17 protein-coding genes and 1 other RNA gene are annotated in these 17,828 nt (G+C 72.3%); 13 read left to right on the forward strand and 5 right to left on the reverse strand.

Features of this window, described 5'->3' with window-relative positions:
* Positions 1-53: 53 nt before the first annotated feature.
* Positions 54-431 carry an NADH-quinone oxidoreductase subunit A gene (locus tag B1759_RS11850; RefSeq protein WP_095515291.1) on the reverse strand — a complete coding sequence of 126 codons (378 nt, stop codon included), beginning with the start codon at positions 429-431 and terminating at the stop codon, positions 54-56.
* A 178-nt stretch (positions 432-609) separates the two neighbouring features.
* On the opposite strand from B1759_RS11850, the gene B1759_RS11855 reads away from it, so the two are divergent.
* The 3 genes from B1759_RS11855 (at position 610) to B1759_RS11865 (ending at position 4,217) form a co-directional block, all read left to right on the forward strand.
* Positions 610-1,833 (forward strand): MBL fold metallo-hydrolase, encoded by a 1,224-nt coding sequence (locus B1759_RS11855; RefSeq protein WP_198948840.1) that lies wholly within the window; start codon positions 610-612, stop codon positions 1,831-1,833.
* Complete coding sequence (locus B1759_RS11860) at positions 1,830-2,363, forward strand: SRPBCC domain-containing protein (RefSeq protein WP_095515292.1); 534 nt, start codon at positions 1,830-1,832, stop codon at positions 2,361-2,363. Before B1759_RS11855 ends, B1759_RS11860 begins: the two co-directional genes overlap by 4 nt.
* Positions 2,364-2,519: 156 nt before the next feature.
* The gene (locus B1759_RS11865; protein ID WP_158225230.1) at positions 2,520-4,217 is read left to right on the forward strand and encodes a M1 family metallopeptidase; all 1,698 of its coding nucleotides are present in this window, start codon (positions 2,520-2,522) and stop codon (positions 4,215-4,217) included.
* A gap of 33 nt (positions 4,218-4,250) precedes the next feature.
* On the opposite strand, the gene B1759_RS11870 is transcribed toward B1759_RS11865, so the two are convergent.
* Entirely contained in the window at positions 4,251-5,051 is an 801-nt protein-coding gene (locus tag B1759_RS11870) for a hypothetical protein (RefSeq protein WP_095515294.1), read from the reverse strand.
* Positions 5,052-5,135: 84 nt separating this feature from the next.
* On the reverse strand, positions 5,136-6,434 hold the full coding sequence (purB, locus tag B1759_RS11875; RefSeq protein WP_095515295.1) for an adenylosuccinate lyase: 1,299 nt from the start codon (positions 6,432-6,434) through the stop codon (positions 5,136-5,138).
* Between the two features lie 483 nt (positions 6,435-6,917).
* Here purB and ffs point away from each other — a divergent pair.
* The 8 genes from ffs to B1759_RS11915 all read left to right on the forward strand — a co-directional run bounded on the left by ffs (position 6,918) and on the right by B1759_RS11915 (position 13,567).
* An RNA gene (ffs, locus tag B1759_RS11880) (signal recognition particle sRNA small type) lies at positions 6,918-7,017 on the forward strand.
* Positions 7,018-7,048: 31 nt separating this feature from the next.
* Positions 7,049-7,363 carry a preprotein translocase subunit YajC gene (gene yajC, locus B1759_RS11885; RefSeq protein WP_095515296.1) on the forward strand — a complete coding sequence of 105 codons (315 nt, stop codon included), beginning with the start codon at positions 7,049-7,051 and terminating at the stop codon, positions 7,361-7,363.
* 98 nt (positions 7,364-7,461) lie between these two features.
* Positions 7,462-8,712 carry a bifunctional 3,4-dihydroxy-2-butanone-4-phosphate synthase/GTP cyclohydrolase II gene (locus tag B1759_RS11890; RefSeq protein ID WP_095515297.1) on the forward strand — a complete coding sequence of 417 codons (1,251 nt, stop codon included), beginning with the start codon at positions 7,462-7,464 and terminating at the stop codon, positions 8,710-8,712.
* A gap of 77 nt (positions 8,713-8,789) precedes the next feature.
* Positions 8,790-9,203: a hypothetical protein gene (locus B1759_RS11895; protein WP_095515298.1), complete on the forward strand. Its 414-nt coding sequence runs from the start codon at positions 8,790-8,792 to the stop codon at positions 9,201-9,203.
* A gap of 123 nt (positions 9,204-9,326) precedes the next feature.
* On the forward strand, positions 9,327-11,120 hold the full coding sequence (locus B1759_RS11900; RefSeq protein WP_095515299.1) for a tail fiber domain-containing protein: 1,794 nt from the start codon (positions 9,327-9,329) through the stop codon (positions 11,118-11,120).
* A gap of 148 nt (positions 11,121-11,268) precedes the next feature.
* A complete protein-coding gene (locus tag B1759_RS11905) occupies positions 11,269-11,880 on the forward strand; it encodes a hypothetical protein (RefSeq protein WP_095515300.1) in 612 nt (203 codons plus the stop codon).
* Between the two features lie 124 nt (positions 11,881-12,004).
* Positions 12,005-13,171 carry an ArsA family ATPase gene (locus B1759_RS11910; protein WP_095515301.1) on the forward strand — a complete coding sequence of 389 codons (1,167 nt, stop codon included), beginning with the start codon at positions 12,005-12,007 and terminating at the stop codon, positions 13,169-13,171.
* A gap of 120 nt (positions 13,172-13,291) precedes the next feature.
* Positions 13,292-13,567: a hypothetical protein gene (locus tag B1759_RS11915; RefSeq protein WP_095515302.1), complete on the forward strand. Its 276-nt coding sequence runs from the start codon at positions 13,292-13,294 to the stop codon at positions 13,565-13,567.
* A gap of 154 nt (positions 13,568-13,721) precedes the next feature.
* On the opposite strand, the gene B1759_RS11920 is transcribed toward B1759_RS11915, so the two are convergent.
* Together B1759_RS11920 and B1759_RS11925 are read right to left on the reverse strand one after the other, a co-directional pair.
* A complete protein-coding gene (locus B1759_RS11920; protein ID WP_198948841.1) occupies positions 13,722-15,701 on the reverse strand; it encodes a heavy metal translocating P-type ATPase in 1,980 nt (659 codons plus the stop codon).
* Positions 15,702-15,908: 207 nt separating this feature from the next.
* The gene (locus B1759_RS11925) at positions 15,909-16,307 is read right to left on the reverse strand and encodes a RidA family protein (protein WP_095515304.1); all 399 of its coding nucleotides are present in this window, start codon (positions 16,305-16,307) and stop codon (positions 15,909-15,911) included.
* Between the two features lie 140 nt (positions 16,308-16,447).
* On the opposite strand from B1759_RS11925, the gene mnmA reads away from it, so the two are divergent.
* The gene (gene mnmA / locus B1759_RS11930; protein WP_095515305.1) at positions 16,448-17,605 is read left to right on the forward strand and encodes a tRNA 2-thiouridine(34) synthase MnmA; all 1,158 of its coding nucleotides are present in this window, start codon (positions 16,448-16,450) and stop codon (positions 17,603-17,605) included.
* Positions 17,602-17,805, forward strand: a complete 204-nt coding sequence (locus tag B1759_RS11935) for a hypothetical protein (RefSeq protein WP_198948842.1) — start codon at positions 17,602-17,604, stop codon at positions 17,803-17,805. The genes mnmA and B1759_RS11935 overlap by 4 nt, the downstream gene beginning before the upstream one ends.
* Positions 17,806-17,828 lie beyond the last annotated feature (23 nt).

Consider the following 17,828-nt stretch of genomic DNA (forward strand, 5'->3'; position numbering starts at 1 on the left):
AGGAGCCTGCGGTGTTCGCCGGGTGCCCCGTTTTCAAATCAAACTGAAAGGGCTCAGTCCCAGTCGAGGCCGCCCTTCTTGACGTCATAGAGCAGTCCGACGGCGAGGATGGCGATGAATACGCCGATCACGCTGATGGACGCGAGCGCCGCGCCACCGCCGGCCTCGAGGAACGTCCGGAACGAGACGGCCCACGGGTAGAGGAACACCAGCTCGACGTCGAACACGATGAAGATCATCGCGACGAGGTAGAACTTGACCGAGTAGCGGTCGCGCGCTGAGCCCACGGGGTCCTGGCCGGACTCGTACGGGCTCCCTTTGGTCGCGTTCGGCTGGTGGGGTCCGAAGTACTCCGCGATCTTGAGCAGGCTCATCGCCAGCCCGAGCGCGAGCAGGACCATGAGGAAGAGGGGCAGGAACTCAGCGATCATCGGCGGGCGCGGGGCAGGCAGACAGGGCACGGGAAGCTACCACCGGTCCTCAGGGGCGACGCCTGAACGATGCGCTCGGGGCGTGGACATCGCGGGAAGCCGGGCTGGCGCCGCCTCGGCGCGAAGGCAGGGCTACGTTCTCGGCGTTCTGCCGTGTGCCCCTCCTCCTCCGCATCCTGTGGCTCGACCCGACTCCGCGCCGTCTCGCCGCCCGCGCCGCCGCTGGCTGCGCGGGATCGGGTGGCTGGTGCTCGCCCTCGTGGTCGGCCTCGGCCTCTTCGTGGCCTCGATGCGCGACGCCTTCGGTGGCGCGCCCGAGGGCGAGCGCCTCGCCCGGATGCAGCGCTCGCCGCAGTACGCCGACGGGCGTTTCGTGAGTCCGCTCCCGACGGTCTCCGACAGCGCCTCGTGGGGCGGGATCTGGCGGTTCCTTACGGGCGGGAGCGACATCCGCCAGCCGACGGCACCGATACCGGTCGTGGCGCGCTCGGCCGCCGACTTCGCCGACGCCGCGGCCGATCTGCGGGTGACGTGGTTCGGCCACTCGACGCTGCTCCTAGAGATCGAGGGCGTGCGAATCCTGGTCGACCCGGTCTGGGGCGAGCACGCGGCGCCGTCGCCGCTGCTGGGCGTCCGCCGGTTCTATGCCCCGCCGCTCGCGCTGGCCGACCTCCCGCCGGTCGACGCCGTGGTGATCTCGCACGACCACTACGACCACCTCGACCTGCCGACGGTGCGCGCCCTCGCCGGGACGGTGCCCAAGTGGGTCGTGCCGCTTGGCGTCGGGGCGCACCTGGAGGCGTGGGGCGTGCTGCCGGACCGGATCACGGAACTGGACTGGTGGGGCGAGGCCGAGGTGGCGGGCATTCGCCTGGTAAGCACGCCCGCGCGTCACTTCTCGGGCCGCTTCCTCACCGACCGGGACCGGACGCTCTGGTCGGGCTGGGCGGTCGTCGGCCGGGAGCGGCGGGTCTGGTACAGCGGCGACACGGCGCTCACGCCGGCGTTCGCAGAGGTCGGCCGCCGCCTCGGGCCGTTCGACGTGACGCTCATCGAGTCCGGCGCCTACGACGCCTCGTGGGCCGACGTGCACCTCGGTCCAGAGCAGGCCGTGGCCGCCCATCGGATGGTGCAGCGGGGCGACACGACGGGCGTGCTCGTGCCCGTCCACTGGGGGGCGTTCGATCTCGCGCTGCACGGGTGGACCGAGCCCGCCGAGCGGGTCCGCGTCGCCGCCGAGGCGGCTGGGGTCGCCGTCGCCTTCCCGCGCCCGGGCGAGAGCGTCGCGCCAGATGCCTACCCCTCGACGCCGTGGTGGCCGAGCCTCCCGTGGCAGACCGCCGCCGAGGCGCCCGCCGTGTCGACGAGTCTGCCCGACTCCGTCCTCGCGCTGATCCCGTGACGCGCTCCCAGGGCCGCGTCTCGCCCGACATTCGCGACTCCATGCCGACCTCCAACCGCACCGACCGCCTCGGGCCGAGAGACTACCGGGTCTACACCGAGATCGACATTGCCGCCCCAGCGCCGGTCGTCTGGGCCACCCTGACCGACTTCGAGCGGCTGTCCGACTGGAGCACCTCGTTCAGGGGGCTGACGGGCGACTTCTGGGACGGCGGAGCGGTCACGGCCACGTTCCGCGTCCTCGGCGTCCGCCAGACGTACGAGCACGTGCTGTTCGACGTCGAGGACGGCGTCCAGTGGGCCTGGTCGGATCCGCTCGGCGCGGGCATCCGGGACCATCACGTCTACCGGGTCGAGCCGACGGGCGAGACGACGGCCCGCTTCGTCCACACGGATCGGGCGACGGGCGGATACGTCGGCCTCCTCAACCGCCTCGTCGCACGCGTCATCCGGTCGATGTGCGAGCGCTTCAACGAGGAACTGCGGGCCGAGGCCGAGCGGCGGTACGCGATCTCTCGCGGTGCCGAGTGACCGGTCTGCGGCTTCCTGTATGAGGCGTCGGCGGCCGTAGGCGACGTGACCTGGCGGGTGTCCGGCGCGTTCCGCTCGGGCGGACCGCAGGTTCTGCAGATGGCAGGTTGTGGGGAGCCCGGTGGAGCGACCTTGCGTCGTCCCCACCGATCCGTCATGCGTTTCCTCCTCGTCGCCTCGCTGCTCGCCGTCGCCGCCTCCGCCCAGGCCCCCAACGACTCGGGTCTGCCGCTGGAGCCCGAGCAGGCCGCTTTCGACGCGACCTACTACGACCTCGCCCTCGCCGTCGACATCGACACCCGCACCATCGACGGGACGCTGCTGATGGAGGCCCGCATCGTCCAGCCGACGGCTGCCATCCTGCTCGACCTCGACGCGCCGCTGGAGGTAACCGCGGTGGAGGAGGTCGCGTACGTGGTCGGCTCCGGGGACGAGGTCACGCTGCCGCGCGCCTTCGAGCGGACCGGCAACCGGCTCCGCATCCGCCTCGGGCGGACCGCCCAGCCGGGCGAGGGGCTGCGCTTGCGGATCGCCTACGGCGGCGCCCCCCGCGTCGCCCCGCGCCCGCCGTGGGACGGCGGCTTCACCTGGACCGAGACCGCCGACGGCACGCCGTGGGTCGCCGTCAGCTGCCAGGTCCAGGGCGCCGACCTGTGGTGGCCGGTCAAGGACCACCCGTCCGACGAGGCCGACTCGGTCCGCGTCGCGCTGACGGTGCCGAGTGAGCTTCGCGCCATCTCGAACGGCGTCTGGGAGGGGCGCACCGACCACGGCGACGGCACGGCGACGGAGCGCTGGTTCGTCTCGACGCCCATCAACAACTACGGCGTCTCGTTCGGCATCGGCCCCTACGAGACCGTCGAGATGGAGTACCAGAGCCCGCTCGGCTACACCGCGACGGTGCCGTTCTTCGTCGTCCCCGAGCGCGTGGACGACGCGCGCCGCCAGATGCCCAGCCTGCTCGCCGACCTGGACTTCCTGGAGCGGACCTTCGGCCCGTACGCGTGGCGCGGCGACGGCTACAAGATCTTGCACACGCCCTACCTCGGCATGGAGCACCAGTCGCTCGTGGCCTACGGCTCGACGTTCGAGGACAACGACTATGGCTTCGACTGGCTCCACTTCCACGAGCTGGCGCACGAGTGGTGGGCCAACCTCGGGTCGGCCCCGGACTGGCGCGACTTCTGGGTCCACGAGTCGTTCGCGAGCTACTCGGAGGCGCTCCGCGCCGAGGACATCGCCCTGCGCGCCGGGGGCCCCGAGGCGGCCGAGGCGGCCTACCTCGCCTTCATGCAGGGCAAGCGGGGCAACCACCGCAACGCAATCCCGGTCGCGCCCCGCGAGACGCGGACGACCCAGCAGATGTACGCGCTGCCCGACGGGCGGAGCAACGGAGACATCTACGTCAAGGGCGCCTGGGTGCTGCACTCGCTGCGGTACCTGATCGACGACGACGCGCGCTTCCTGGCCGCCATGCGGTCGCTGCTCTACCCGTCCGCCGCGCACGAGGCCGTGACCGACGGGCGGCAGGCGCGCTGGGTCTCCACCGACGACGTGCTCGCGTCCTTCTCGCGCGCCGCCGACCGCGACCTCTCGGGCCTCTTCGAGGTGTACCTCCGCCAGCCCGAGACGCCGCGCCTCGCCGTCGACCGCGACGGGGCCGACCTCGTGCTCCGCTGGCTCGTGCCCGAGGCCGCCGCCGGGGCCGTGTTCGACATGCCGGTGCCGGTGGTCGTCGGTGGCGACGAGCGCCGCGTCGCGATGCCGGGCGGCGTCGGGCGGACGCCCGTGCCGGAGGGCGTCGAGTGGGCCGTCGACCCGAACGGTCGGATTCTGGTCGACCTCGCCGAGTAGTCCCACTCGTCCCGCCTCGGTGCCGAGGCGGGGTCAGCCGGCCAGCTCCGCTTCGACGCGTCGGCGGAGGGCGCGGGCGTCCTCGGCCATCGCGCGGCGGACCGTGAGCAGGTTCCGCTTCGCGTTCGCCATCTCGAACGCGTCTTGGAGCGCGTCGGGGTCACGGAGGAACGGGCCGGCGTCGAACGGGAACGGAGCGTTCAGCTCTGATAGGTCGGTCTCGGGCACGCCCATCTGGGCGAGGTAGCCGCCGAGCGTCGCGGCGTCGTAGAGCCGGAGCGCGCTCTCGGTCGGGTCCACGTGGCGGCGCATCCGGCGCTCGGCGGCCGCCCACGCCTGGTCGAACTGCTCGTGGTCGTAGAGCCTGCCGCGCGTCCGTTCGAGGTAGGCCGTCACGGCCGTCCGCAGCGAGTCGTCGCGGATCAGGGCGAGGTCGCCCGTCGCCACCAGCGCCTCGGCGGTCCCGACGACCGGGCGGACAGTCGAGGTCCACATCGCGCGTTCGGCCCACGCGAGGAGCGAGTCTCGCGGCGGCGCGGCGGTCTCGTAGAACGCCAGCCACAGCAGCGACCCGGCCCGGTCGACGGGGCGGAGGAAGGCGTCGGCCTCGGTCGCCGCGCGCTCGGTCTCGCGGAGGTCGGCGGCGAGCTGGCGCAGGTAGGCCTGCTCCGACACCGCGTCCTGTCGCCCCTGCCACCAGGCCCCGACGGCGAGCGCGACCAGGACGCCGGTCACGACCACCAGGAACTCGGCCCCGAACCACCGCGCGGCGCCGCCCCAGTCCCAGCGCAGACGCGCTCGGGGCGTAGGGGGAGGGGCGGGGGCGTCGGGCACGGCGGGACAGGAGGGCGCGCGCCAAACCTATCGCGACGCGTCCGGTCGCCGCCTCCGCCGGTCTCGCTGCCAAGGCCCGCGCGGTCAGCCCAGCCCGACGCGCTCGAAGAGGGTGTCCACCTGCGTCTGGTGGTACGCCGGGTCGAAGGCGCCAGCGATCTGCTCGTCCGAGAGATGGGCCGTGATGCCCGGTGCGCCCTCGACGAGGCTGCGGAAGTCGCGGCGCTCGCGCCACGCCTGCATCGCGAGCGGCTGGACGGTGTCGTAGGCCACCTCGCGGCTCAGGCCCGCCTCGATCAGCATCAGCAGCAGGCGCTGGCTGTAAACGAGCCCGTAGGTCCGGCCCAGGTTCTCGAGCATCCGGTCCGGGTTGACGGTCAGGTTCTCGACGATGCGCGCCATCCGCGCCAGCGAGTAGTCCAGCGCGATGGTCGCGTCCGGCAGGATGACGCGCTCGACCGACGAGTGGCTGATGTCGCGCTCGTGCCACAGCGCCACGTCCTCGTAGGCCGCCACCATGTAGCCGCGGAGCAGCCGCGCCATGCCGGTCAGGTTCTCCGAGCCGATGGGGTTGCGCTTGTGCGGCATCGCGCTCGACCCCTTCTGGCCGGTGCCGAACGACTCCTCGGCTTCGAGGACCTCGCTCCGCTGGAGGTGCCGGATCTCGACAGCGATGGTCTCGATGGTGGTCCCGATGAGCGCGAGCGCGGCGAGGTACTGGGCGTGCAGGTCGCGCGGGAGCACCTGCGTCGAGATGGGCGCGGCGCGCAGGCCCAGCCGCTCGCACGTCAGCCGTTCCACCTCGGGTGGGATGTTGGCGAACGTGCCGACGGCGCCCGACAGCTTGCCCACGCGGACGGCCTCGGCGGCGGCGTCAAACCGCTCGATGTCGCGCTGCACCTGGTCGTAGAAGCGCGCCAGCTTGAGCCCGAACGTCGTTGGCTCGGCGTGGACGCCGTGCGTCCGGCCCACGCAGACGGTGTGCTTGTGCTCGCGGGCCCGCGCCGCCAGCACCTCACCCAGGCGGACCAGACCCTCGCGCAGGATCTTGTTGGCCCGCAGCAGCCGGAGCGACTGGGCCGTGTCGACCACGTCGGACGAGGTCAGGCCGTAGTGGACCCACTTGCGCTCCTCGCCCAGCGTCTCGGAGACGGCGCGCGTGAAGGCGACCACGTCGTGCCGCGTCTCGGCCTCGATCTCGTGGATCCGGGCCACGTCGAACGACGCGTTTTCATACAGCGTCTCGACGTCGGCATGCGGGATCTGGCCGGTCGCCTCGGCCCAGGCCCAGCAGGCGGCCAACTCCACGTCGAGCCAGGCCTGAAACTGGGCCTCCTCGGTCCAAAGGGCGCCCATCGCGGGGCGGGTGTAGCGGTCGATCACGGCAGTCGCGGCGGTGTGCTTCCAACATCGGGCGCGGGCCGCGCGCGGACGCTGAAGCCGCCGCCAAGACGGATCAGCTGTCGCTCCCTGCGCGCGCGTTACGGAGCCGACCCGATCTCGTAGAGCGTGTGGCGTCGGGTGCCGTCGGCACGTTCGCCAACATCCCGCCCGAGGTGGAGCGGCCGAGCGCCAGCGAGGAGAGCCTGTGGGCATCGGCGTACGCCTGCGCGAGCGAATCGAGCGGGATCCCGTGGGAGGTCGTCGGCCGCCTGCCGAACGGCCTGCAACGTGTCGAAAGTGCTCATAAGGGGTTCCGGTCGGAGAGGAGGGGCTTGGCGCGATGGAGCCGGACGGCGCCGGGGTGCGCGGAGCGCCGGGTCTCGAGGGCGAACGGCTCCAGATTCCCGGCTGCTTCGCAACCCGGCCCGGCCGACTCAGTACATTTGCCCCTGCCGGTCGCCCTCGGGCCCGCCGGCAGAGTGAGGGCACGTCCCGTACGGCCAGCTCCCTTCGAACCCCGCCAGGGCCTGACGGCAGCAACGGTAGAAGGTCGATGCGGCGCGATACGGATCGCGTGCCCTCACTCTTTTTTTGACTCCACCCCGCTCGTCGCGATGCTGACGCTCCCCCTCGCGCAGGCCGCCGCCCCGACAGGCGGCCTCTTCGGCAACCCGCTCCTCCTCCTGGGGCTGCTCTTCCTCGTGATGTGGTTCACGATGATCCGCCCGCAGGCCAAGCAGGCGAAGGCCCACCGCGAACTGGTCGGCGGCCTCACCAAGGGCGACCGCATCGTGACCGTCGGCGGCATCCACGGGACCATCCGGCAGGTCGACGAGAAGACCATCCTCGTGGAGGTCGATGGCGGCACCAAGCTGCGGATCGACAAGGGCAAGGTGGGCTACACGATCTCCTCCACCGACCCCGCCTGAGGGGTCCTGGGAGAGCGGCTCCTCCCGTGCCGCACGGGGCGTACGGTTCCGCGCCCGTCCCGCGTCCAAGAGGCTCTGCCCTCGCACCCGGTACCCGCATGACGCGCTTCGACTCCATTCCCGAGGCCATCGAGGCCATCCGCAACGGCCGCCTCGTGGTGGTCGTGGACGACGAGGATCGCGAGAACGAGGGCGACCTGATCGGCGCCGCCGAGCTCGTCACGCCCGACCTCGTCAACTTCATGGCGAAGGAGGCGCGCGGGCTGATGTGCGTCTCGGTGACCCGCGAGCGCGCCGCAGCTCTGGACCTGCCCATGATGGAGCAGGCCAACACGGCGCTCCACGACACCCCGTTCACGGTCTCCGTCGACTACCGGCACGGCACCACGACGGGCATCTCGGCGGCCGACCGTGCCAAGACGATCCGCGCCCTCGCCGACCCGAGCGCCCGGCCGACCGACTTCGCGCGGCCCGGCCACATCTTCCCGCTGCGCGCCCAGACGGGCGGCGTGTTGCGGCGCGCGGGCCACACCGAGGCCGCCGTCGATCTCGCGCGGCTGGCCGGCCTCCGCCCGGCAGGCGTCCTCATCGAGATCATGGACGAGGACGGCACCATGGCGCGCGTGCCGAGCCTCCGCGCCTTCGCCGACAAGCACGGCCTGCTGCTGGTCACCATCAAGGACCTCATCGCGCACCGCCTCCGCACCGAGACGCTCGTCCAGCAGGTCGTCGAGGTGGACATGCCGACCGACCTCGGCGACTTCCGCCTCGCGGCCTACGAGGAAGTGCTCACGGGCGACGTGCACCTCGCGCTGAGCAAGGGCGGGCCGTTCTCGCCCGATGAGCCGGTGCTGGTGCGCGTCCACAGCCAGTGCGTCACGGGCGACATCTTCGGCTCGGCGCGCTGCGACTGCGGCGACCAACTCGCGGCGGCGATGGCACAGATCGAGCGCGAGGGGAAGGGCGTCGTCCTCTACATGAAGCAGGAGGGGCGCGGCATCGGCCTGCTCAACAAGCTCCGGGCCTACAAGCTGCAGGAGGAGGGCATGGACACGGTCGAGGCCAACGAGGCGCTCGGGTTCAAGATGGACCACCGCGACTACGGCATCGGCTGTCAGATCCTGCGTGACCTCGGCCTGCGCCAGCTCCGGCTGATGACCAACAACCCGCGCAAGCGGATCGCGCTCTCGGGCTACGGCCTGGAGATCGTCGAGCGCGTGCCCGTCGAGATCGCTGCGGGCGAGCACAATGAGCGCTACCTCAAGACCAAGCGCGACCGGATGGGCCATCTCTTGGACGGGCTCTCGGGCCACGACCGGGACGCGCTCTCGACGGTGCTCGGCGACTGAAAGCATGACGGACGTGGCCTCTGTTTGAGGTGGAGCGGCGAGTGGCGATACGTTCGCGCCCTCCCCGGGCACTCGCCATGAGACTGCTGTCTGTCGTCGTCTTTCTCGCCGTCGCCACGAGCGCGGCGGCGCAAGTCGCTCCCCCGCCGCCGCCGTCGGCTCCGTCGGTCGCGCACGACCGCGAGATGCGGGCGGACCACGTGCGGGGCGTGGCCCGGGACATCCAGCGGTGGGCCCGGATTCCCGCGGCGTTCCGCGGGGGACGGGAAGGCTTTCAGGGAGCGGCCGACGCGTTCAGCGAGGCGTCCCATGACGGCCGCGGCGTGACGGTGGTGCGTTTCAACGGAGGCGCGTGGGTCCACACGTACACGCTGGTCGAGATGGAAGGGGGCGTCGTGATCGAGGGCGCGAGCGACCAGGACGACCGAGTCGTCCGCGCGGTCGTCTCTGGGCTGGAGCCGGAGGATGTTGCGGTCACCATCGAGCCCTAGACGCCTCTCGTGGGGCGGCCAGCGCGTGTAGGCCGCCCGCGCATTCGGGGGCGGGGCGCCCGGCCGTGGGGACAACGGGCCGGCTCGTGGGGTAGGAAGGAGACCAGTCTTCCTGCTGCCCCGATGCGCGTCGTCACTCCCGTCCTCGTCCTGCTCCTCCTCGCCGCCGGAGCGACGGCCCAGACGGCGTTCAGCTACCAGGGCGCGCTCACCGAGGCGGGCGCGCCTGCGGAGGGGACCTACGACTTCCGCTTCCAACTCTACGCCGGGCCGACCGGCGGCTCCAGCGTGGCGACCACGACCGCGACCGGCGTCGCGGTGGCCGACGGCGTGTTCGCGACCGTGGTGGACTTCGGGGCGACCGACTGGCGGCGGGCCCGGTGGCTCGGCGTGGAGGTCCGCCCGAGCGGAGGCGCCTACGAGGCGCTGGGGCCGCGGACGGCCGTCCTGGCGGCGCCGCTGGCCCTCGGCCTGACGGCCCTCGCCATCGACCCGGAGACGGCGGCCGACGGGCCGAACGTCATCGGCGGGTACTCGGGCAACGCAGTCGTCTCGGGCATGAGCAGCGCGACCATCGGCGGCGGCGGCGACCCAGACCGCGACGGCTTCGCGCTGACCAACCAGGTGACCGGCGTGAGCGGAACCGTCGCGGGCGGCTCGGGCAACACGGCCTCGACGGACGCTGCGGTGGGCGGCGGCATCCGCAACCAGGCGACGGGCCGGAACGCGGTCGTGGCGGGCGGCTCGCGCAATCAGGCGACGAGCATCTCCTCGACGGTCTCCGGCGGGCAGGGCAACGTGGCCTCGGACGAGATCACGACCATCGGCGGCGGCATCGGCAACACGGCGGACGGGCTGCACAGCGTGATCGCGGGCGGGCACGGCAACCACGCCGGGCTCGGGATCGCGCACGCGGCCATCGGCGGCGGGCAGTACAACACCGCGAGCGGCAACGGGGCGACCATCCCGGGCGGGCGCTACAACACCGCCCTCGGCGACGGCGCGACGGTCGGAGGCGGGCGCGGCAACCGAGCCGAGGGGGTGTACGCGACGGTCGCGGGCGGCGGCGGCATCAACGAGGCGGACGGCAACACGGCGAGCCAGTCGTACGCAGCGGTCGCGGGCGGGCGCTCCAACACGGCGTCGGGGCTGTACAGCACGGTCCTCGGCGGGCAGGACAACCGGGCGTCGGGCACGCTCTCCGCTGCCGCGGGACGGTCGGCGCAGGCGCTCCATGACCAAGCCTTCGTGTGGTCCGGCGGCACCGGCACGTCGTCCACCGCCGTCGGCCAGTTCCTGGTCGACGCACCGGGCGGCGTGGGCGTGGGGACCAACGCGCCCGGCGGCGCGGTCCACGTGACGTACGCGGGGACGGCCTCCCGGCCTCAGCTGGTGCTCACCGAGACGGCGACGACCGGCGACGCGCGGCTCCGGCTGGGCAACGCCTCCAATGCGGCCTACTGGGAGATCCGCGGCGGCGGCCCGAGCAACGGCACCCTCCGCCTCGGACACGCGTCGGGCGACGTGATGGCGCTCCAGTCTACCGGCAGCCCCATCGTGATGGCCAACGGCGCGTCGCTGACGGCGGGGGGCGCGTGGACGAACGCCTCCAGCCTCTACCTCAAGCACGACTTCGCGCCCATCGACGGCGACGCCGTGCTGGCGACGCTCGGCACGCTGCCGATCGCGACGTGGACGTACGATGCCGAGCCCGGCGTCCGCCACCTCGGGCCGACCTCGCAGGACTTCGCGGCGGCCTTCGGCCTGGGTGGCAGCGACGAGGCCATCGCGACCGTCGACGCCGACGGTGTGGCACTGGCGGCGCTCCAGGCGCTCCTCGCACGTGTCGAGGCGCTGGAGGCGCGCGTGGCGGCGCAGGACGCCGAGATCGAGCGGCTGCGAGCGGGGGGAGAGTAGGGGGAGCGGAGGCGGCAGCGGCAGACTGCAGGGTCCTGTCCCACCTCGGCATTGGGAGGGTGAGGACGTCGCACGCCGTCGTGACAGGCCGCGGCGGGGGTTCCGGTTCTCTCATGTGGGGCGACCTCACACTCCCACCACCCGACCCATGAGCCTCCTCCTGTCCACCCTCGCCCTGATCACAGTCGGGGCCGGGCCCGCCGCGTCGCAGGACGCCCCGTCGTGCGCGACGCTGCTCACCGCGGACGAGATCCGGTCGACCTGCGGCGTCGCCGAGGCGACAGTCGAGGTCTCGACGAGCGGGGACGACCGCTGCCGCATCTCGGCGCAGCGGCCGGGGGCTGTCAGCGCGTTCGTCCTGGACGTGTACGCCGAGCGGGACGTGCAGATGGCCGCCGCCACCGTCGAGATCGCCCGTGCACTCGGCCGGTCCTCCAGCGGATCGGCCGCGCCCGGAGACGCCGACCGGGCTCTCGGGCAGGTGTTCGAGGTTCTCGGCGTGCAGGATGCCGGGGCGGAGGCTGCGGACGGCGTGTCGGCCGAGGACGCCGCGCTCCGCGAGTTGCCCGACCTAGGAGACGGCGGGGTCCGCTACGTCTCCGACGCCGCAGGTGGGATCGGGCTCGTCACGCACGCCGTCGTGTTCTCGGACGGGGCGACGGTCGTGAAGCTGGAGTCGGGCATCGTCGCCGGGCGGGCGGGGGTGTGCACGGTCGACGGACTGGAGGCGCTCGCGCGCCGCGTGGCGGGCCGCCTCTGATCGCGTGTCGCCCACCTCGGCGCCGAGGCGGGCAGGGGGGAGCGGATGAGGTGAAGCGCGAGGACCGACGGAACGACGCGCTCGTTCGGACCCTTCATCCGTCACTCCTCACCTCTCATCCGGCATGCCCCGCGTTCTCCTCTTCACCGGCAAAGGTGGCGTCGGCAAGACGACCTGTGCTGCGGCCACGGCCCTCGCCTGTGCGTCGCGCGGTCAGCGCACCCTCGTCCTCTCCACCGACCCCGCCCACTCGCTCGCCGACGCCGTCGACCGGCCGCTCGGCCCCGAGCCGCGCCAGCTCGCGCCCAACCTGGACGCGATGGAGGTGGACCTGTACTACTCGATGCGCAAGTACTGGGGCAACATGCGCGAGCTGGTCCGCGCGGTGCTCCGCTTCCAGGGTGCCGATGCGATCGCGGCCGAGGAACTGGCCGCGCTGCCGGGGATGGGCGAGGGGAGCGCGCTCCTGTGGCTCGACGAGTTCGTCCGCTCCGGCGACTACGACGTGATCGTGCTCGACGCCGCGCCGACCGGCGAGACGCTCACGCTGCTCACGCTTCCGCAGGTCACCCAGTGGTGGCTCCAGAAGGCGTTCCCGTTGCAGAAGACGGCCATCAAGACCGTCGGCTTCGCGGTCCGCAAGACGACCGGCATCCCGCTCGACCGCGGCTACGAGGAGCTCGACAAGCTGTTCGGCAAGCTGGGCGACGTGCAGGAGATCCTGCAGGACCCTGAGGTCACGTCCGCCCGGCTCGTGATGAACCCGGAGCGGATGGTGATCCAGGAGGCCAAGCGGGCCTACACGTACCTCCAGCTCTACGGCTACGGCGTCGACGCGGCCATCGTGAACCGCGTCATCCCGGCCGACGACGCGGGTGGTGTGATGGCGAAGTACGTCGAGGCGCAGGCGGGCTACCTCGACGAGATCGAGCGCTCGTTCGCGCCGCTGCCGACCCTCCAGGTGCCCCACCTCGGCGAGGAGGTGTTCGGGCTGGAACTGCTGGCGCAGATCGCCGAGGGGCTCTACGCCGACCGCGACCCGGCGGCGGTCTACCACTCGGAGCCGTCGTACAAGGTCGAGAATGAGGGCGAGAGCTACACCGTCTCGCTGCGCGTCCCCGGAGCGGCGCCCGGCGACGTCGAGGCCGAGCAGTTCGGCGACGACCTCGTGGTCCAGATCGCCAACCAGCGCCGCAATGTGACGTTGCCCGCCTTCCTCGCCTACTACCACCTCACGGAGGCGCGCGTGGAGGACGGCTGGCTCCAGGCACGCTTCGAGCCCGAAGCCTAGCGGATCTTATCATGGGTTTCCATGAGAGGCAGAACGGTGGTGTCCCGTTACGTTTCCGATCTGCCCGTTTAATGGCGCGAGCGATCGGCCGATCTCTAGGGGGCTCCTCCACCCAACTCCATGGCGCTCTCGAACCTCCCCCTTCCTCCGAACTTCGGCGGCCTCGGCTTCACCGACCCGACCAACCAGTTCGTGCGCATCACGACGACGGAGGACGACGCGGGCCGTGCGATGGTGGACGGTGTGGTCGTGATTCCCGGCCTGCCCGTCTGCCGCGTCCGCATGAAGACGGACGTCGAGCGCATCTACCGCTACGGCCCCGGCCGCCGCGCCTTGCTCGGCTACGTCCGCGCCGCGCTCCACGAGGACGTGGTGGTGGAGCTGCCGTGGAACTGAGCGAGCGCTCTCCGTAGGACTCGTCTCTCCGTAGGAATCGTCAGAGACCATCGGCGAAGACCGGCATCCCGCGCTGCAGCATGAGGGGCGTTTCTGATGCGAGGCGCGCGAGGACCGGCCGGGCAGGGACGCGCGACCGCGGGTGCGGCCCGGATCAGTCGCGGGCTCCAAGCAGGCGGAGTCCGTTGAGACTGACCAGGACCGTGCTCCCCTCGTGCCCGACGACGGCGAGCGGCAACGCCAGGCCGACGCCCAGAATCGTGACCACCATCACTACGATGGCGCCCAGCGAGATCGCAATGTTGACGGCCAGCGTCCGCCGCGTGCGGCGGCTGAGGCGGAGGAGGTAGGGGATCTTGCCGAGGTCGTCGGCCATGAGAACCACGTCGGCCGTCTCCAGGGCCACGTCGGTCCCGGCGCCGCCCATGGCGATGCCGAGCGTGGCCGCCGCCAGCGCGGGCGCGTCGTTGACGCCGTCGCCCACCATCGCGACGCCGCCCCAGCGCGCTTCGAGGTCGCGGATGAGCGCCACCTTGGCCTCCGGGAGGAGGTCCGCGTAGACCGCGTCCACGCCCGCCTCGGCGGCCATCGCAGCGCCGACCTCGGCCGTGTCGCCGGTGAGCATCGCGACGTGCTCGATGCCGAGCGCCTTCAACTGGGCGACGACCTCGCGGGCGCTCGGGCGGAGCACGTCCGCGAAGGCCAGCACGCCGACGGCGCGCTCGCCGTCCGGGCCGGCCTCGGTCACGACCACGGCCGTCCGTGCCTGCGCGCGGAGCCGCTCCACCTCGGTCAGCGCGTCCCCGAGGCAGGCGACGTCGCGGTCGGCGAAGAAGGCCGGGTTGCCGATGCGGACCGTCCGCCCCGCCACCGTGCCCTCGACGCCGCGTCCGGCGACGGCCACGAAGTGCTCGGCCTCGGCGACCGACTGGCCCCGCGCCTCGGCGTCGCGAACGGTCGCGCGGGCGAGGTGATGCTCGCTCCGGGCCTGGACGGCGGCGGCGAGCGCAACCAGCGCGTCGGCGCCCCCACCGCCGAGGGCGACGGCGTCGGTGAGGCGCGTCTCACCCGCCGTCAGCGTGCCCGTCTTGTCGAAGGCGACCGCGCGGACGCGCGCGGCCTCTTCCACCGTCACGCCACCCTTGAACAGGACGCCGCTCCGGGCGGCGGCGGCGATGGCGCTCAGCACCGCTGCGGGCGTCGAGATGACGAGTGCGCACGGGCTGGCGGCCACCATGAGCGTCATGGCGCGGTAGAAGGTCGGGCGGAAGGGGTCGCCCCAGAGGACGAGGGGGAGGGCGATGGCGGCGAGCGTCATGCCGATCACGGCGAGCGCGTAGGGCTGCTCGAAGCGGTCGATGAGGCGCTGCGTGTCGGCCTTCTGCGCCTGCGCGTCCTCCACCATCGTGATGACGCGGGCGATGGCGCTGTCGGCGGCGGTCTTGGTCACGCGCACGTCGAGCGCGCCGCCGCCGAGGGTTGTCCCGCCGAACACCTCGTCGCCCTCGGCTTTGCCCACGGGCACGCTCTCGCCGGTCAGCGACGCCTGGTCGACCTCGCTGCGCCCGCTCACGATCACGCCGTCGAGCGGCACCCGGTCGCCCGGCAGCACCCGGAACACGTCGCCGATGGCGACCTGCTCGACGGGTACCTCGACCCAGGTGCCGTCGCGCTCGACGCGCGCGGCGTCCGGCCGGAGCTCCATCAGCGCGCCGATGGCCCGACGGCTCCGCCCGATGGCGACGTTCTGGAGGACGTTCGAGAGCGAGAACAGGAACAGCAGCATTGCCCCCTCGAAGGGCGCCCCGATGGCGAGCGCGCCGAGGGCTGCCAGGATCATCAGCAGGTCGATGTCGGCCGTCAGGTTGCGGAGCGCGGCCAGCCCGGCGCGCAGCCCGAACCACCCGCCGAAGACGTACGCGACGGCGTAGAGCGCCCAACTCGCGGCGGTCCAGTCCTGCCACTCGGCCACGAGCCCGCCCACGAGGCCGACGAGGGCGAGGGCCACGAAGACGGCCTCCAGCCGCCACGCCGCTGCGTCGTCGGGGCCCTGGCTCGGTGCGGTCCCACGTAGCCGTGCGTCCGCCTCGGTCGCCGTGTGGAGGGGGAGCGTGTCGGCGTCGGGAGGGGGCACAGGCGGAGTCAGCGGGGATCTCGTCTACGCGCTCCGCGACGCGCGTATCCCGCTCCCTCGTAGGGTCGGAGCGCGACGACGTGCGGGGGCGGTGCCCACACGCCGCGCTGGAAGACGGTGCCGACGGGACCGGCACGGACCTCGGCCAGGTACGACCATGGCGGCGGCGATGAACCGCGTCCCCGCGGGCGACTGCGAAAAGGCTCCCTACCGCACCGCGATGCAGCTGATCTCGACGCGCGCCTCGCGCGGCAGCTTGCCCACCTCCAGCGCCTCGCGGGCCGGCGTCGCTCCGCTGAAGTAGCGGGCGTAGACCTCGTTGACGACCGCATAGTCGTCCATGTCACGGAGGAAGAGCGTCACCTGGGCGACGTGCGCGAAGTCCATGTCGGCCGCCCGGAGCACCGCGCCCACGTTGTCGAGGATCTGAGCCGTCTCCTCCTCGATGTCGCCCGTCACCATCTCGCCGGAGCGCGGGTCGAGTGCGATCTGGCCCGACACGTAGAGCGTCTCGCCGACGAGGAGGCCCTGGCAGTACGGCCCGATGGCCGCCGGGGCGTCGGGGGTCTTGATCCGCTCGCGGCGGGAGGGAGGCTGCGTCGTCATGGGGGTGGGGGGCGCGAACCGTAAGATCCCGGCAGGACCGAGGGCTGACGGCGAAGAAGGAAGAAACTCTAGCCCGCTGCTGGGGCCGGTCGGACCCGGGCGATAGCTTGCCCCGTGCCAATTCCCTCCCGGATCGTTTTATGAGCCGCCACGGTCGCGTGCTCGTCGCCATGAGCGGCGGCGTCGACTCCTCCGTCACAGCCGGTCTCCTCCACGAGGCCGGGTACGAGGTCGTGGGCGTGACCATGAAGACGTGGGACTACGAGACGTCGCTGGGCGGCTCCGGCGTGTCCCGCGCAACCTCGGGCTGCTGCTCGCTGGACGACATGAACGACGCCCGCGCCGTCGCCGTCCGCCTGGGGGCCAGCCACACCGTCGTCGACATCCGGGCGGAGTTCGGGGACTGGGTCATCGACCGGTTCCAGACCGACTACCTCGCCGGGCGGACGCCCAACCCGTGCGTGCTGTGCAACACGCACATCAAGTGGGCCGCCTTGCTGAAGCGCGCCGACGCGCTCGGCTGCGAGCACATCGCGACCGGCCACTACGCCAACGTCCGCGAGCACGAGGGGCGGTGGACCGTGAGCCGCGGCCTCGACGCCAGCAAGGACCAGTCGTACGTCCTGTGGGGCGTCGCCCAGGCCCACCTCGCGCGGACGCTCTTCCCGCTCGGCGGGCTCGCCAAGACCGAGATCCGCCGGATGGCGGCCGACATGGGGATGGCGCACGTCGCGGGCAAGAAGGACTCGTACGAGATCTGCTTCGTCCCCAACGACGACTACCGCGGCTTCCTGCGGCGCCGTGTGCCCGCCTCGGCGGAGCTGTCGGGCGGGCCGTTCGTCCACAGCGAGATGGGCGAGGTCGTGGGGCGGCACGAGGGCTACCCGTTCTATACCGTCGGCCAGCGGAAGCTGGGGATCGCCCTCGGCGAGCCGGTCTACGTGATCCGCATCGAGCCCGAGACCAACACCGTCGTCGTCGGGCCCCGGTCCGCGCTCGCGTCGCAGACGCTGACGGCGCGCGGCGTCGTCTGGGGCAAGTGGGACGGGCTGAACGCCGAGGCGACGCTCCACGGGCAGATCCGCCACCGCGACCCCGGCCTGGCGGCGCTCGTCCGGCAGACCGCGCCCGACGCCTTCGAGGCCGTCTTCGAGGCGCCCCGTGACGCCATCGCCCCCGGCCAGGCGGCCGTCGTCTACGACGGCGACGACGTGGTCGCAGGTGGCTGGATCGACCGCACCCGCTCCCCCGAGGTCGCCGCCGAGGCGGACGACTTCATCGCCCTCCCGACGCTGTGATCGACGAGATCGGACCCGGACAACGCGAGTGCCCGTCGTGTGGCTTTGCCGTCGACGAGGATGCGGAGGTGTGCCCGTTCTGCGCCTACGAGTTTCCGCTCCCGAAGCCGGGCATGAAGGCCAGCGCGTGGCTGTTCGTCGGGCTGATGGTGCTGTTCGCGTTCCCCGCGCTGCTCTGGCTGCTGGGCTGGTTCGGCTGAGGCCTGAGGCGCCCTCGGGGTGG

The organism is Rubrivirga sp. SAORIC476, from assembly GCF_002283555.1.
Lineage (GTDB): Bacteria > Bacteroidota > Rhodothermia > Rhodothermales > Rubricoccaceae > Rubrivirga.

Excerpts from the sequence above, each read along its gene's own strand:
- mnmA (WP_095515305.1), top strand. The coding sequence starts at position 16,448 with ATGAGCCGCCACGGTCGCGTGCTCGTCGCCATGAGCGGCGGCGTCGAC.
- B1759_RS11910 (WP_095515301.1), top strand. The coding sequence starts at position 12,005 with ATGCCCCGCGTTCTCCTCTTCACCGGCAAAGGTGGCGTCGGCAAGACG.
- B1759_RS11895 (WP_095515298.1), top strand. The coding sequence starts at position 8,790 with ATGAGACTGCTGTCTGTCGTCGTCTTTCTCGCCGTCGCCACGAGCGCG.
- B1759_RS11850 (WP_095515291.1), bottom strand. The coding sequence starts at position 431 with ATGATCGCTGAGTTCCTGCCCCTCTTCCTCATGGTCCTGCTCGCGCTC.
- B1759_RS11900 (WP_095515299.1), top strand. The coding sequence starts at position 9,327 with ATGCGCGTCGTCACTCCCGTCCTCGTCCTGCTCCTCCTCGCCGCCGGA.
- B1759_RS11890 (WP_095515297.1), top strand. The coding sequence starts at position 7,462 with ATGACGCGCTTCGACTCCATTCCCGAGGCCATCGAGGCCATCCGCAAC.
- B1759_RS11865 (WP_158225230.1), top strand. The coding sequence starts at position 2,520 with ATGCGTTTCCTCCTCGTCGCCTCGCTGCTCGCCGTCGCCGCCTCCGCC.
- B1759_RS11915 (WP_095515302.1), top strand. The coding sequence starts at position 13,292 with ATGGCGCTCTCGAACCTCCCCCTTCCTCCGAACTTCGGCGGCCTCGGC.
- yajC (WP_095515296.1), top strand. The coding sequence starts at position 7,049 with ATGCTGACGCTCCCCCTCGCGCAGGCCGCCGCCCCGACAGGCGGCCTC.
- B1759_RS11905 (WP_095515300.1), top strand. The coding sequence starts at position 11,269 with ATGAGCCTCCTCCTGTCCACCCTCGCCCTGATCACAGTCGGGGCCGGG.
- B1759_RS11925 (WP_095515304.1), bottom strand. The coding sequence starts at position 16,307 with ATGACGACGCAGCCTCCCTCCCGCCGCGAGCGGATCAAGACCCCCGAC.